Source organism: Streptomyces sp. NPDC048461 (genome assembly GCF_055587105.1).
Genome location: NZ_JBVJGW010000007.1, coordinates 134426 through 148156 on the forward strand (window position 1 = coordinate 134426; position 13731 = coordinate 148156).

The following is a 13731-nucleotide window of genomic DNA, read 5'->3' on the forward strand; positions in this document are numbered from 1 at the left end:
CGCCCCGGTGGCCTCAGTCCCACCAGAAGCCCCAGTGGTGGACACCGGTGACGCCCTCGTCCGCGTAGGCCCGGATGCTGCCGGAGCCCTGCCAGACGTTGTCGGGGCAGAACGCGAAGTGCTCCGCCGCGACGGGGAGCGCCCGGGCGGTCGTGCGCGGCGGGGCCGCCACGGAGACCTGGAGCTCGTCGAAGCCGAGGGCGACGACCCGGGCGCCGAAGCGGTCCTCCCAGGAGCGCAGGACCGCGCCGATGCGGGCGGTGTCGTTCTCGTGGTTCGTCGGTCCGCACCAGCCCGCCGCGGCGGGTACGTCGGCCGGGCGGCCCGCGGGGACCAGCGCGAGCCGCGGGCTCGGCAGGAACCCGCTCGCGATCAGCTCGTCGGCGAGCTCGCAGGCGGCGGCCTCCGCCTCGGCCTCGTCCGGCACGCCCTCCGGCCCCGGCTGCGCGAGGCCCGGCCAGTCCCTGCCGAACGGGGCGATCAGCTCCGCGCCCTCCGCCCCCTCCTCGGGATCGGGGACCGCCCCGGCCCAGAACGCGCGCAGCACCGGCTCGACGTGGTGGTCGTCGGGGTCGGACATCCGCTGCGGCGCGAACTCCCGTTCGTGCCACCACCGCTCCAGCCCCCGGCGGCCTTGGAACAGCACGGCCTGGAGCCCGGCGGAGGCCGTCGCGGCGTTGCGGTACGCGGCGAGCCCGCCGGCGCCCACGGGCTCGTCGGAGACCCACAGGAGCGGCTCGGGAGCCCTGCCCCACCTGCGCGGGCCGGGCGTGTCGACGACCGTGCCGGCGGGCAGTTCCAGCCCCAGGGAGCGCCCCCGGGGGTCGTCGGCGAGGGCGGACAGCGGGTTGCGGGCGCGCGGCGGCTTCGGCATGGGGGCGACCGTAGCGGCGGCCACTGACAGCCGGCGCCGGGCAGCGACGCCCGGACGGCCGCGGCCGCGGACCCCGGGGCAGCCCTAGGGGGTGTCGTCGAAGTCGACGACACGCCCTACGCCTCCAGCAGGCCCGCCGCGTCCAGCAGGTACGCCACCATCGGGTCGTAGTAGCGCGGGTCGCGCACGTGGTCGTCCAGGGGGATCGCCACCTGGAGCGTGCCCTCGGCCTCGGCGAGGAAGAGCGCCGGGTCGTTGCAGTCGGCGTACCCCACGGCGTCCAGGCCCCGCTGGGCCGCGCACCCCGCCCAGCCGTGGTCGGCGACGACGAGGTCCGGCTGCGGACGGTTCGACGCCGCCAGCCCGTCCAGGATCGCGGCCATCGGTTCCGGCGAATGGGTGTGCCACAGCGTCGCGCCCCGCTCCAGGACGGCGACGTCGGCGAACTGCCACACCGAGCCCTCGTCGGCGTGCAGCCCGGCCGGGACGACCACGATCTCGCAGCCCGCCGCCCGCAGCGCGGCCGCCGTCGCCCGGTGGACGTCCAGCAGTCCGCCCGGGTGCCCGGTGGCCAGGAGCACGCTCTGCCGGTCCAGGGCGGCCTTGCGCAGCCGCGCCGCCAGCCGGTCCAGGCCGGCCACGGTCAGCTCCGGGTCGATGGTGTCCTGCCCGTACCGGTGCTCGGCGTCGTCCACGACCCCGCAGCGCTCCGCCATCACCGCGAGGACGTCCTGCTCGTCGGTCCAGCGGTCGCCCAGCTCCAGGCCGAGCCAGTAGTGCCGGTCGCCGTTGGCGAGCTTGCGGTAGTGGGAGAGGTTGTTCTCTCGCGGCGTCGCGACCTGCCCCGCGATGCGGGTGCGCACCAGGTGGTCGACGAGCTCGGCTCGGCTCGGCGGTTCGACGGATCGGTCGGGCGTCTCTATCGGCTTCGGCATGCGCCCCATTCTGCCGCCGCCCGGGCGGAGGCGTCCCGTCCATCTCGGCCGCCGGACGCGCCCGCTCATGCGGACAGCGCCCCGAACGCCCCGTGGGCGAGCCGGCGCAGCAGCGACTCCGTCGCCTCCCGGCCCAGCGCGGCCAGGTGCGGGGTGGAGTTCAGCAGGCCGAAGACGGCGTGCACGGAGACCCGCACCTCGGCCTCGCCCACCTCGGGGTGCAGTTCGCGTACGACGTCGACCCACAGCTCGACGTACTGGCGCTGGAGCTGGCGCACGAGCTTGCGGTCGGCGTCCCGGAGCCGGTCGAGCTCCCGGTCGTGGACGGTGATCAGCGCCCGGTCGTCGAGCGCGAAGTCGATGTGCCCGTCGATGAGGGAGGACAGGACCCCCGGCGGGTCGCCGGCCGCCTCCGCCACCCGGTGGCGGCCGCCGGTGAGCAGCCGCTCGCTGATGCCCACGAGGAGCTCGGCGAGCATCGCGTCCTTGCCCGCGAAGTGCCGGTACAGGCCGGGACCGCTGATGCCCACCGCGGCCCCTATCTCGTCGACGCCGACCCCGTGGAACCCACGCGCGGCGAAGAGACGAGCGGCCTCACTGAGGATCTGCTCGCGACGGGTGGGGGCGGCCGCTCTGGTGCTCATGGGAAACCATTCTAGACAGGGCCGTTAGCGGTCGTTAACCTAAGTCCCACAAGCGTTAACGCTCATTAACACCGTGCACCGAGCAAGGGAGCTCGACCGATGCAGCAGGCACCAGTGCTGACGAGCGCCGCGGACCCGGCGGCCGAGGCCTGGCGGGCCAACGAGGCCGCCCACCGCGAGCTGGCCGAGGGCCTGCGCGCCCGGCTGGAGACAGCCCGGCTCGGCGGCGGCGAGAAGGCCCGCGCCCGCCACACCGCGCGCGGCAAGCTCCTCCCGCGCGACCGCGTGGACGCCCTCCTGGACCCCGGCTCGCCGTTCCTGGAGCTGGCCCCGCTGGCCGCCGAGGGCATGTACGGGGGCTCGGCCCCCGCCGCCGGCGTCATCGCGGGCATCGGCCGGGTCAGCGGCCGCGAGTGCGTGATCGTCGCGAACGACGCCACCGTCAAGGGCGGCACCTACTACCCGATGACCGTCAAGAAGCACCTGCGCGCCCAGGAGGTGGCCCTGGAGAACCGTCTCCCCTGCCTCTACCTGGTCGACTCGGGCGGCGCCTTCCTCCCCATGCAGGACGAGGTCTTCCCCGACCGGGAGCACTTCGGCCGCATCTTCTACAACCAGGCGCGCATGTCGGGGGCCGGCATCCCGCAGATCGCCGCCGTCCTCGGCTCGTGCACGGCCGGCGGCGCGTACGTGCCGGCGATGAGCGACGAGGCCGTCATCGTCCGCGGCCAGGGCACGATCTTCCTCGGCGGCCCGCCGCTGGTGAAGGCCGCCACCGGCGAGGTCGTCACGGCCGAGGAGCTCGGCGGCGGCGAGGTGCACTCCCGCGTCTCCGGGGTGACCGACCACCTCGCCGAGGACGACGCGCACGCGCTGCGGATCGTACGGAACATCGTGGCGACCCTGCCCGAACGCGGGGCCCTGCCCTGGTCGGTGGAGGCTCCCGAGGAGCCGAAGGTGGACCCGTACGGGCTGTACGGCGCGGTCCCCGTCGACTCCCGCACCCCGTACGACGCGCGCGAGATCATCGCCCGGGTCGTGGACGGCTCCCGCTTCCAGGAGTTCAAGGCCGAGTTCGGGCAGACCCTGGTCACCGGATTCGCCCGGATCCACGGCCACCCGGTCGGGATCATCGCCAACAACGGCATCCTCTTCTCCGAGTCCGCCCAGAAGGGCGCCCACTTCATCGAGCTGTGCGACCGGCGCGGGATCCCGCTGCTGTTCCTGCAGAACATCTCGGGCTTCATGGTCGGCCGCGACTACGAGGCGGGCGGCATCGCCAAGCACGGCGCCAAGATGGTCACGGCCGTGGCCTGCGCCCGGGTGCCGAAGCTGACCGTGGTCGTCGGCGGCTCGTACGGCGCGGGCAACTACTCGATGTGCGGGCGCGCCTACTCGCCCCGCTTCCTGTGGATGTGGCCGAACGCCAAGATCTCCGTGATGGGCGGCGAACAGGCCGCGTCCGTGCTGGCCACCGTCAAGCGGGACCAGATCGAGGGCGCCGGACAGGACTGGCCGGCCGAGGACGAGGAGGCCTTCAAGGCCCCGGTCCGCGCCCAGTACGAGGAGCAGGGCAACGCGTACTACGCGACCGCCCGGCTGTGGGACGACGGGGTCATCGACCCCATGGAGACCCGGCAGGTGCTGGGACTGGCCCTGACCGCGTGCGCGAACGCCCCCCTGGGCGACTCCGCTTTCGGCATCTTCCGTATGTGACGTGATGTGACGTGAGGACCTCTTCGATGTTCAGCACTGTTCTGGTCGCGAACCGGGGCGAGATCGCGGTACGGGTCATCCGCACGCTGCGGCAGCTCGGCATCCGCTCCGTGGCCGTCTTCAGCGACGCGGACGCGGACGCCCGGCACGTACGGGAGGCCGACACGGCCGTCCGGATCGGTCCGGCGGCGGCCGCGGAGAGCTACCTGTCGGTGGAGCGGCTGCTGGAGGCGGCCCGCCGCACCGGCGCCGAGGCCGTCCACCCCGGCTACGGCTTCCTCGCGGAGAACGCGGCCTTCGCCGCCGCGTGCGCCGACGCCGGACTGGCCTTCATCGGGCCGCCCGCCTCGGCGATCTCCCTCATGGGCGACAAGATCCGCGCCAAGGAGACGGTGAAGGCGGCCGGCGTCCCGGTCGTCCCGGGCTCCTCGGGCAGCGGGCTCTCGGACGCCGAGCTGGTCGCCGCGTCGCGCGAGATCGGCATGCCCGTACTGCTCAAGCCCTCGGCGGGCGGCGGCGGCAAGGGCATGCGGCTGGTGCGCGACGAGGCGGTGCTGGCCGAGGAGATCGCGGCCGCCCGCCGCGAGGCCCGCTCCTCCTTCGGCGACGACACCCTGCTGGTCGAGCGGTGGATCGACCGGCCGCGGCACATCGAGATCCAGGTGCTGGCGGACTCCCACGGGAACGTGGTCCACCTCGGCGAGCGGGAGTGCTCCCTCCAGCGGCGCCACCAGAAGGTCATCGAGGAGGCCCCGTCGGTCCTGCTGACGCCCCGGCTGCGGGCGTCGATGGGCGCGGCGGCCGTGGAGGCCGCCCGCTCGTGCGGGTACGTCGGCGCGGGGACGGTGGAGTTCATCGTCCCGGGCGGGGACCCGTCCTCGTACTACTTCATGGAGATGAACACCCGGCTCCAGGTCGAGCACCCGGTGACCGAGCTGGTCACCGGCCTGGACCTGGTGGAACAGCAGCTGCGGGTCGCGGCGGGCGGCGTCCTGGGCCTCGCCCAGGACGACGTCGTGCTGACCGGCCACGCGATCGAGGCCCGCGTCTGCGCCGAGGACCCCGCGCGCGGGTTCCTGCCGTCGGGCGGTACGGTCCTGGCCCTCGCGGAGCCGTCGGGCGGCCCGGTCCGCACGGACTCCGGCCTGCTGGCGGGCGTCCCGGTGGGCTCCGCGTACGACCCGATGCTGTCCAAGGTCATCGCGTACGGCCCGGACCGGGCGACGGCCCTGCGGGTGCTGCGCGGCGCCCTCGCCGACACCGTGATCCTGGGCGTCCAGACGAACACCGGGTTCCTGCGGCGGCTCCTCGCCCACCCGGACGTCGTCGCGGGCGACCTGGACACGGGCCTGGTCGAGCGGGACCTGGCCGGACTCCTGCCGGAGGGCGTCCCGCAGGAGGTGTACGCGGCTGCGGCGCTGCTCTCCCTGCCCCCCGCACCCGCGGGCGGCGGCTGGAGCGACCCCTTCGACGCGCCGAACGGCTGGCGCCTGGGCGGCACCCCGGCCTGGACCGTGCACCACTTCCGGCTGCCGGGCCAGGACCCGGTCACGGTCCGCGCCCGCCGCCGGGGCTCCGACACGGAACTCCTCCTCCCGGCCGCCGGCGATGGCGCCGACACCGGCAGCGGCCGGATCGTCGGCCGCACCCCCGACACCCTCACCCTCGAACTCGACGGCGTCACCCACCGGTTCAGCCACGCCGCCTCCCCGGAGGGGACCTGGCTGGGCCGCGACGGCGACAGCTGGCACGTCCAGGACCACGACCCCGTGGCGGCGGCGCTCGGCGGCCGGGGCCAGGGCGGCGCCGGAACCCTCGCCGCGCCCATGCCCGGCACCGTCACCGTCGTCAAGGTGGCCGTCGGGGACGAGGTCGTGGCCGGTCAGAGCCTGCTCGTGGTGGAGGCGATGAAGATGGAGCACGTCATCTCCGCCCCGCACGCCGGCACCGTCACCGAACTCGACGTCACCCCCGGCAGCACCGTCGCCATGGACCAGGTCCTGGCCGTGGTGACCCCGGACGAGGAGGAGGGCCGGTGACCGGGCTCCCGATGAAGGTCCCCGCCCCCGGCCTCCCGGCCCGGGTGCGCGTCCACGAGGTGGGTGCCCGCGACGGCCTGCAGAACGAGAAGACGGCCGTACCCACCGCCGTCAAGGCGGAGTTCGTCCACCGCCTCGCCGCGGCCGGCCTGACCACCATCGAGGCCACCAGCTTCGTGCACCCCAAGTGGGTGCCCCAGCTCGCCGACGCCGAGGAGCTCTTCCCGCTGCTGGCCGACGTGGACGCGGCGCTCCCCGTCCTGGTCCCCAACGAGCGCGGGCTGGACCGCGCGCTCGCCCTCGGGGCCACCCGCATCGCGGTGTTCGGCTCGGCCACCGAGACCTTCGCGTCCCGCAACCTCAACCGCACGGTCGCCGAGTCCCTCGCCATGTTCGGGCCCGTCGTGGCCCGGGCCCGGCAGGACGGCGCCCACGTCCGCGGCTACCTCTCGATGTGCTTCGGCGACCCGTGGGAGGGGCCGGTCCCGCTCCCCCAGGTCGTCTCCGTCGCCAAGGCCCTGCTGGACCTCGGCTGCGACGAGCTCAGCCTCGGCGACACCATCGGCGTCGCCACCCCGGGCCACGTCCAGGCCCTGCTGGAGGGCCTGAACGACGCGGGCGTCACCACCGACCGGATCGGCGTGCACTTCCACGACACGTACGGCCAGGCCCTGTCCAACACCCTCGCCGCGCTCCGGCACGGCGTGACCACCGTCGACGCGTCCGCCGGGGGCCTCGGCGGATGCCCGTACGCGAAGAGCGCCACCGGGAACCTCGCCACCGAGGACCTGGTGTGGATGCTCGACGGCCTCGGCATCGAAACCGGGGTCGATCTGGCCGCCCTCACCGCCACGAGCGTGTGGATGGCCGAACAGCTGGGCCGGCCCAGTCCCTCCCGCACCGTCCGCGCCCTCTCCCACAAGGAGTAGTCACACCATGCCCCTCGACCACCGGCTCACCCCCGAGCACGAGGAACTCCGCCGCACCGTCGAGGCGTTCGCGCACGACGTGATCGCGCCCAAGATCGGCGACCTGTACGAGCGCCACGAGTTCCCGTACGAGATCGTCGCCGAGATGGGCCGCATGGGCCTGTTCGGCCTGCCCTTCCCGGAGGAGTACGGCGGCATGGGCGGCGACTACCTCGCCCTCGGCATCGCCCTGGAGGAGCTCGCCCGCGTCGACTCCTCCGTCGCCATCACCCTGGAGGCCGGGGTCTCCCTGGGCGCCATGCCCCTCTACCTCTTCGGCTCCGAGGAGCAGAAGAGGGAGTGGCTGCCGAAGCTGTGCTCCGGCGAGGTCCTGGGCGCCTTCGGCCTGACCGAGCCGGGTGCGGGCAGCGACGCGGGCGGCACCCGCACCACGGCGGTGCGCGACGGCGACGAGTGGGTGATCAACGGCTCCAAGTGCTTCATCACCAACTCCGGTACGGACATCACGGGCCTGGTCACCGTCACGGCCGTGACCGGCCGCAAGGCGGACGGCCGCCCCGAGATCTCCTCGATCATCGTCCCGTCCGGCACCCCGGGCTTCACCGTCGCCGCCCCGTACTCCAAGGTCGGCTGGAACTGCTCGGACACCCGCGAGCTGTCGTTCGCCGACGTGCGGGTGCCCCTGGCCAACCTGGTCGGCGCGGAGGGCCGCGGCTACGCGCAGTTCCTGCGGATCCTCGACGAGGGCCGCATCGCCATCTCCGCCCTGGCGACGGGCCTCGCCCAGGGCTGCGTGGACGAGTCGGTGAAGTACGCCAGGGAACGGCACGCCTTCGGCAAGGCCATCGGCGACAACCAGGCCGTCCAGTTCAAGCTCGCGGACATGGAGATGCGCGCCCACATGGCCCGCGTCGGCTGGCGCGACGCGGCCTCCCGCCTGGTGGCGGGCGAGCCGTTCAAGAAGGAGGCGGCCATCGCGAAGCTGTACTCCTCGACGGTGGCCGTCGACAACGCCCGCGAGGCCACCCAGATCCACGGCGGCTACGGCTTCATGAACGAGTACCCGGTGGCCCGCATGTGGCGCGACTCCAAGATCCTGGAGATCGGCGAGGGCACCAGCGAGGTCCAGCGCATGCTGATCGCCCGCGAACTGGGCTTCTCCGCCTGACGGCACCCCGGCCCGCCCTCTCCCCCGGTCCGCCCGCGGCCCGGGGGAGAGCCGTTTCGGGACCCGCGACGGGTCGTTTCCCGCGCCGCTCGCCCGGCCTCGGCCGAGCCGCCGCGCCCGGCGGGAGACCCGCCCCTCTTAACCCTTTAGGCAAAGGTTAGGCTAACCTTCCCTCCAAACGGCCAGCGGCCGCCCTGACGTACGAAAGCGGACATCGACATGCCCAAGTCGCGGACCTCCCCCCTCACCCGTCGCGGCTTCATCGCCGTCGGCGGCGCCCTCGGCCTCGTCGCGGCGCTCGCCGCGTGCGGTGGCAACGACTCGGCGAAGGGCGACGGCGGCAAGGACAAGGGCGCGGCCGCCTCGGGCCCCTGGACGTTCAAGGACGACCTCGGCGTCGACGTGAGCACCAAGGCCACGCCGAAGAACATCGTCGCCTTCACCGGCACCGCCGCCGCGCTCCACGACTACGGCGTCCCGGTCAAGGGCGTCTTCGGCCCGACCAAGACCGCCGACGGCAAGCCGGACGTCCAGGCGGGCTCGCTGGACATATCCAAGGTCGAGATCCTCGGCAACGTCTACGACCAGTTCAACGTCGAGAAGTACGCCTCCCTCCAGCCCGACCTCCTCGTCACCAACACCTGGGACGGCAGCTACTGGTACGTCCCGGAGGCCTCCAAGGACAAGATCCTGAAGCTGGCCCCGGCCGCCGCGATCAGCGTCGGCAAGGACGCCACGATGGACAAGGCCCTCCAGCGCACCGCCGACCTCGCCAAGTCCCTCGGCGCGGACCTGGAGGCCAAGAAGACGGTCGACGCGAAGGCCCGCTTCGAGGCCGCCGCCGAGAAGGTCCGCCAGGCCACCAAGGCCAACCCGGGCATCAAGGTCCTCGTCGGTTCCGGCTCCCCGGAGGTCTTCTACGCCTCCAACCCGAAGACCTCCGCCGACCTGAGCTACTTCCAGCAGCTCGGCGTCGAGTTCATCACGCCGGACAAGCTGGACGAGGGCGACTTCTTCGAGAGCCTCAGCTGGGAGAACGCCGGCAAGTACAAGGCCGACCTCATCCTGCTCGACAACCGCAGCAGCGCCCTGCAGCCCGAGACCCTGAGCAAGGAGAAGCCCACCTGGGCCGAGCTCCCCGCGGTCAAGGCCGGCCAGGTCACCCCCCGCGTGACCGAGCCGATCTACTCGTACGACAAGTGCGCCCAGATCCTGGAGGACCTCGCGAAGTCCCTCCAGAGCGCCAAGAAGGTCGGCTGACCTTCCTTCCGTCCGGGCCGGTTCCGGCCGACGTCCCGGCCGGCGCTCCGGCCGAACCCCAGGGGGCCCTCCGCATGACCGCCGACGCGTCCGGCATCCCGGCCGCCGCCCACTTCCGGTTCTTCGAGCTCGAAGTGGTGCGCACCCTCCGGCTCGGGCACTCGTTCCTGCGCGTCACGTTCGGCGGGGCGGCCCTCGCGGGCTTGCGCTCGGGCGGCTTCGACCAGAGCCTGTCGCTGTTCCTGCCGCCCGCGCACCGGGAGCACACCGTGCTCCCGTCCACCGGCGAGGACACCTGGTACGCCGCCTGGCGCGGAATGCCGGACGAGGAGCGCCCGGCCATGCGCTCGTACACCGTGCGCGGGCAACGCCGTACGCCCGGCGGTGCGGACGAGGTCGACGTAGACTTCGTGCTGCACGACGCCGGGCCGCCGGCCGGTGGCCCGGCGGACTCGCCCGCGTCCCGCTGGGCGGCCCGCGCGGTCGCCGGCCGGCGGATCCTGGCGATCGGCCCGGCCGTCGCGGAGAACAAGTCCGTACGGTTCCGGCCCCCGGCCGGCGCCGACGCGTTCTTCCTGTACGCGGACGAGACCGCACTCCCCGCGGCGGCCGCGATCCTGGAGCGGCTTCCCGCGGGCCCGCCGGTACGGGCCTGGTTCGAGGTGCCGCACGCGGACGACCGGATCGACCTGCGGGCTCCCGCCGGTACGGAGGTCACCTGGATCGTGCGCGGGGACGCGGCACGGGAGCGGGCCGGGGCGGTGCCGGAGGCGCTGCGGTCGGCGCCGCTCCCGGAAGCGGCCGCCCCGTACGTGTGGGTGGCGGGCGAGGCCGGCACGGTCCGCGCGGTGCGCCGGCACTTCGTGCGGGACCGCGCGATCGACCGGCGCTCGGTCGGCTTCACCGGGTACTGGCGGCTCGGCGCCAGCGAGGAGCAGCTGCTCGCCGAGGCCGCAGCGGGCGCGGCGCCCGCCGAGGATCCGGCGTCCGAGCTGTAGTCAGCGGCCATCGGCCGTGGAAAAGTGTCGAGTTGGGCCCCGGTTCCGCACCGGGGCCCTTCGGTATTGCGCGCCAATTAAGGTTAGGCTAACCTAAGCATCGCACCGCCGGGGCGGGTGGTCGTCGATACGGTCCCTCGACGTCCCGCCCGCCCCTCAGCACCACGGCGCGGTCGCGAAGACCCCAGCGGCCCTCTTCGCGACCGCGCCGCCGCACGTTCACCCGCGGGCCCGCCGGCGCCCGCCGCCCTCAGGTCCAGGGCACGCCCGGCGCCCGGTGGAAGTTCACGTCCTGTGCGTCCAGCCGGGGCCCCTGCGCCGCGAGCCGCCGCCGGTAGCCGTCCCAGCCGAGCGCCCCGGCCTGCGACCACCCCAGCTCGGCCAGCCCGAGCACCCGCGGGAACGCCATGTACTCCCAGTCGGCCCGGGTCGCGATGGTCTCCGTCCAGAGCGGGGCCTCCACCCCCAGCACCGCGGACTCCGGCACCCCGGCCAGGTAGGTGCCCGGATTCCAGGAGTAGGCCCGCTCGACCGGCACGTGCCCCGCCCACGCCAGACCCGGCTTGGTCGTGGCGTCGTACTTCATGTCCAGGTACAGCCGGTCCGCCGGCGACAGGATCACCGGGTGGCCCGCCTTCGCGGCCGCCACCACCCCCGCCTTCTCCGCGGCCGGCGTCCTGTCGTGGCCCCAGTACTGGATGACCGCGCCCTCGGCGGGCCGGGCCGCCGCCAGCTGGTGCCAGGCGACCACCGTCTTTCCGTGCTTGGCGACCACGGCCTGGGCCCGGTCCATGAAGGCCGCGTAGTCCGCCGCCGGCGTCGTGTGCGCCTCGTCGCCGCCGATGTGCAGGTAGCGCCCGGGTGTCAGCTCCGCCAGCTCGCCGAGCACCTCGTCGACGAACTCGTACGTCCGCTCCCGGGCCACGCACAGCGAGCTGAAGCCGACCTTGATCCCGGTGTACCGCTCGGGAGCCTTCCCGTCGCAGTTCAGCTCCGGGTAGGAGGACAGCGCCGCGTTCACGTGGCCCGGCATGTCGATCTCCGGGACCACGTCCACGTACCGCTCCGCCGCGTACGCCACCAGCTCGCGGTACTCCTCCTTGGTCCAGTGGCCGCCGGGTCCGCCGCCGACCTCGCTGCCGCCGCCGTGCTCCGCGAGCCGCGGCCAGGAGTCGACCGCCAGGCGCCACCCCTGATCGTCGGTCAGGTGCACGTGCAGGGTGTTGACCTTGTACTGGGCGAGCTGGTCGAGGTACCGCTTCACCTGCTCCACCGTGAAGAAGTGCCGCGCGATGTCGATCATGGCTCCGCGGTACGCGAACCTCGGCCGGTCCTCGACCGTCCCGCCCGGCACCGTGCCGGGCCCGGCCACCGGGACCAGCTGACGCAGCGTCTGCCCCGCGTGGAACAGCCCGGCGGGCGTCCGCGCGGTGAGGGTGACGCCGTCGGGAGCGGACTCCAGGCGGTAGCCCTCGTCCCCCACCCCCTGCGCCTCCTCGTCGAGCCGGAGCCGGATGCCGTCCCCGGCCGCGCCGTCGACCACGGGCAGCGGCAGCCCGCTCGGGCCGCGCAGCTGCTCCGCGAGGAGCTCGCCGAGCTGCCGCACCTCCTCACCGGCGGCCGGGCCGGTACGGATCACCGTGCCGGCCCCGAAGGCGTACCCGGGGCCTTCGGCGCGGGCGGAGGCGGGCGCGGGCAGCAGCCGGTCGAAGGGGGCGAGGGCGGCGGGGGGATCGTCGCCGGGCCGGGCGTCGTCACCGTGGGCGGCGGTGCAGGAGACCGCGGCGCCGAACGTGCCGAGGACGAGGAGGGTGCCGAGCGTGCGTCGCAGGACTCTCATGCAGCCAGGTATAGACCAAGTGGACCGCGTCGGCCGGTGCGAGAATCGTCGGATGGCGGAAATCATCCAGAAGGACGGCACTTGGACCTTCGACGGGGACACGGTGCGCATCGTTCCGGGCCGCGACAAGGGGGTGGGGCTGCTGCGCCAGACCCTCGGCGAAGTCGTCGTCCCGCTGCGCGCGGTGGCCGGGATCAGCTACGAACCGGGCCGCCGCTCGGGGCGGCTCCGGCTGCGGCTGCGTGACGGCGCCGATCCCCTGCTGCAGGTGACGGGCGGGCGGCTGCCGGACGCCTCCGACCCGTACCGGCTCACCGTGGACTCGGACCGCAGCGGGGTCGCGGAGTACGTCGTGGACGAGGTGCGCAACGCCCTGCTGCTGGAGCAGGTGGAGTCGGGCCCGGCGGACTCCTACCTGCTGGCCGGCCCCTCGGTGCCGATCACCGTGGGCGCGGGCGACGGAACGGTCGCCTTCGACGGTGACCGCGTCACCCTGGAGTGGAACTGGACCGCGGAGGAGGCCAAGCGCTCCGGCGGGACCCGCACCGTCAAGCTCTCGGAGCTCCGGGCGGTGGAGTGGTCCCCGTCCAAGGGGCTGACGAACGGCTGGCTGCGCTTCGCCCCGACGGGGAACGCGGTCGCCACGCCGCCCAAGTACGACCCGTACACGGTGGAGCTCTTCGGGTTCCGGAACGACCCCCTGATGGCGCTGGTCGCCGCGGCGGTGGCCGCGCGCATGCCCCACCCGGCGGCCCCGGCGGCCGAGATCACCCCGGCCCTGGTCGCCGCGGCGACCGCGGCGCCGGCGGCGGAGGACGGACCGGCGGACCACGACACGCTGCTGCGGCGGCTGCGCGAGCTCGGCGAGCTGCACCAGTCGGGGATCCTCACGGCGGACGAGTTCACGGCGGCCAAGCAGTCCGTTCTGCGGCGTTTCTGACCGGATCCATGCATTCCGCTGGTACAGACCAGAGAGATCCTGCCCGATTCCGGGCAGGATCTTTGCATTCACTTCTGCGAGCCGCCACTATCTACGGGTGCTCGATCGCCGTCCGTCGCACGACGACCTCGTCGACCACCTGGTGCGCAGCACCGCGCTCCAGCGCGGCGAGGCAGCCCGGGTGGTGCTCGACGTGCTTGCGTACTTCGACGAGACGACCGAGGAGTTCGTCCGCCGCCGCCACCGGGAACTGCAGTCCGGCGGAGCGGTGAACGCGGAGATCTTCGAGCGGATCGCGGCGGAACTGCCGTACCGCGCCGTGGCGCCGCCGGAGCTCTCGCTCCGGCAACTGCGCCGCATCGTCTACGGCTGAGCACGGAACACCGGA

Annotated in this window: 12 protein-coding genes; 8 read left to right on the forward strand and 4 right to left on the reverse strand. The window is 73.7% G+C overall.

What is annotated here, in order from left to right; all coding sequences use genetic code 11:
* Positions 1–13 precede the first annotated feature (13 nt).
* The 3 genes from ACZ6S8_RS14765 to ACZ6S8_RS14775 form a co-directional block, all read right to left on the reverse strand.
* Positions 14–874 carry a DUF4253 domain-containing protein gene (locus ACZ6S8_RS14765; RefSeq protein ID WP_469455658.1) on the reverse strand — a complete coding sequence of 287 codons (861 nt, stop codon included), beginning with the start codon at positions 872–874 and terminating at the stop codon, positions 14–16.
* A gap of 116 nt (positions 875–990) precedes the next feature.
* The gene (locus tag ACZ6S8_RS14770; protein ID WP_469455660.1) at positions 991–1818 is read right to left on the reverse strand and encodes a phosphatase; all 828 of its coding nucleotides are present in this window, start codon (positions 1816–1818) and stop codon (positions 991–993) included.
* Positions 1819–1874: 56 nt separating this feature from the next.
* The gene (locus tag ACZ6S8_RS14775; protein WP_469455662.1) at positions 1875–2453 is read right to left on the reverse strand and encodes an SACE_7040 family transcriptional regulator; all 579 of its coding nucleotides are present in this window, start codon (positions 2451–2453) and stop codon (positions 1875–1877) included.
* A gap of 99 nt (positions 2454–2552) precedes the next feature.
* On the opposite strand from ACZ6S8_RS14775, the gene ACZ6S8_RS14780 reads away from it, so the two are divergent.
* The 6 genes from ACZ6S8_RS14780 to ACZ6S8_RS14805 all read left to right on the forward strand — a co-directional run bounded on the left by ACZ6S8_RS14780 (position 2553) and on the right by ACZ6S8_RS14805 (position 10563).
* Positions 2553–4169 (forward strand): carboxyl transferase domain-containing protein, encoded by a 1617-nt coding sequence (locus ACZ6S8_RS14780; RefSeq protein ID WP_469455664.1) that lies wholly within the window; start codon positions 2553–2555, stop codon positions 4167–4169.
* Between the two features lie 26 nt (positions 4170–4195).
* Positions 4196–6208, forward strand: a complete 2013-nt coding sequence (locus ACZ6S8_RS14785) for an acetyl/propionyl/methylcrotonyl-CoA carboxylase subunit alpha (RefSeq protein ID WP_469455666.1) — start codon at positions 4196–4198, stop codon at positions 6206–6208.
* Between the two features lie 11 nt (positions 6209–6219).
* The gene (locus ACZ6S8_RS14790) at positions 6220–7137 is read left to right on the forward strand and encodes a hydroxymethylglutaryl-CoA lyase (RefSeq protein ID WP_469455997.1); all 918 of its coding nucleotides are present in this window, start codon (positions 6220–6222) and stop codon (positions 7135–7137) included.
* 7 nt (positions 7138–7144) lie between these two features.
* Entirely contained in the window at positions 7145–8305 is a 1161-nt protein-coding gene (locus tag ACZ6S8_RS14795) for an acyl-CoA dehydrogenase family protein (RefSeq protein ID WP_469455668.1), read from the forward strand.
* 219 nt (positions 8306–8524) lie between these two features.
* Positions 8525–9565 (forward strand): ABC transporter substrate-binding protein, encoded by a 1041-nt coding sequence (locus ACZ6S8_RS14800; RefSeq protein ID WP_469455670.1) that lies wholly within the window; start codon positions 8525–8527, stop codon positions 9563–9565.
* A gap of 74 nt (positions 9566–9639) precedes the next feature.
* Positions 9640–10563, forward strand: coding sequence for a siderophore-interacting protein (locus tag ACZ6S8_RS14805; protein WP_469455672.1), 924 nt, complete (start codon positions 9640–9642; stop codon positions 10561–10563).
* A gap of 250 nt (positions 10564–10813) precedes the next feature.
* Here ACZ6S8_RS14805 and ACZ6S8_RS14810 read toward each other — a convergent pair whose 3' ends face one another.
* Complete coding sequence (locus ACZ6S8_RS14810) at positions 10814–12403, reverse strand: beta-N-acetylhexosaminidase (protein ID WP_469455674.1); 1590 nt, start codon at positions 12401–12403, stop codon at positions 10814–10816.
* A gap of 52 nt (positions 12404–12455) precedes the next feature.
* Between ACZ6S8_RS14810 and ACZ6S8_RS14815 the strand changes: the two genes are divergently transcribed.
* Positions 12456–13343: a DUF4429 domain-containing protein gene (locus ACZ6S8_RS14815; RefSeq protein ID WP_469455676.1), complete on the forward strand. Its 888-nt coding sequence runs from the start codon at positions 12456–12458 to the stop codon at positions 13341–13343.
* A gap of 97 nt (positions 13344–13440) precedes the next feature.
* Positions 13441–13716, forward strand: coding sequence for a hypothetical protein (locus tag ACZ6S8_RS14820; protein WP_469455678.1), 276 nt, complete (start codon positions 13441–13443; stop codon positions 13714–13716).
* Positions 13717–13731 lie beyond the last annotated feature (15 nt).

Coding starts and splice junctions, on each gene's coding strand:
- ACZ6S8_RS14770 (WP_469455660.1), bottom strand. CDS start 1,818: ATGGGGCGCATGCCGAAGCCGATAGAGACGCCCGACCGATCCGTCGAA.
- ACZ6S8_RS14775 (WP_469455662.1), bottom strand. CDS start 2,453: ATGAGCACCAGAGCGGCCGCCCCCACCCGTCGCGAGCAGATCCTCAGT.
- ACZ6S8_RS14785 (WP_469455666.1), top strand. CDS start 4,196: ATGTTCAGCACTGTTCTGGTCGCGAACCGGGGCGAGATCGCGGTACGG.
- ACZ6S8_RS14800 (WP_469455670.1), top strand. CDS start 8,525: ATGCCCAAGTCGCGGACCTCCCCCCTCACCCGTCGCGGCTTCATCGCC.
- ACZ6S8_RS14790 (WP_469455997.1), top strand. CDS start 6,220: ATGAAGGTCCCCGCCCCCGGCCTCCCGGCCCGGGTGCGCGTCCACGAG.
- ACZ6S8_RS14780 (WP_469455664.1), top strand. CDS start 2,553: ATGCAGCAGGCACCAGTGCTGACGAGCGCCGCGGACCCGGCGGCCGAG.
- ACZ6S8_RS14810 (WP_469455674.1), bottom strand. CDS start 12,403: ATGAGAGTCCTGCGACGCACGCTCGGCACCCTCCTCGTCCTCGGCACG.
- ACZ6S8_RS14765 (WP_469455658.1), bottom strand. CDS start 874: ATGCCGAAGCCGCCGCGCGCCCGCAACCCGCTGTCCGCCCTCGCCGAC.
- ACZ6S8_RS14795 (WP_469455668.1), top strand. CDS start 7,145: ATGCCCCTCGACCACCGGCTCACCCCCGAGCACGAGGAACTCCGCCGC.
- ACZ6S8_RS14815 (WP_469455676.1), top strand. CDS start 12,456: ATGGCGGAAATCATCCAGAAGGACGGCACTTGGACCTTCGACGGGGAC.
- ACZ6S8_RS14805 (WP_469455672.1), top strand. CDS start 9,640: ATGACCGCCGACGCGTCCGGCATCCCGGCCGCCGCCCACTTCCGGTTC.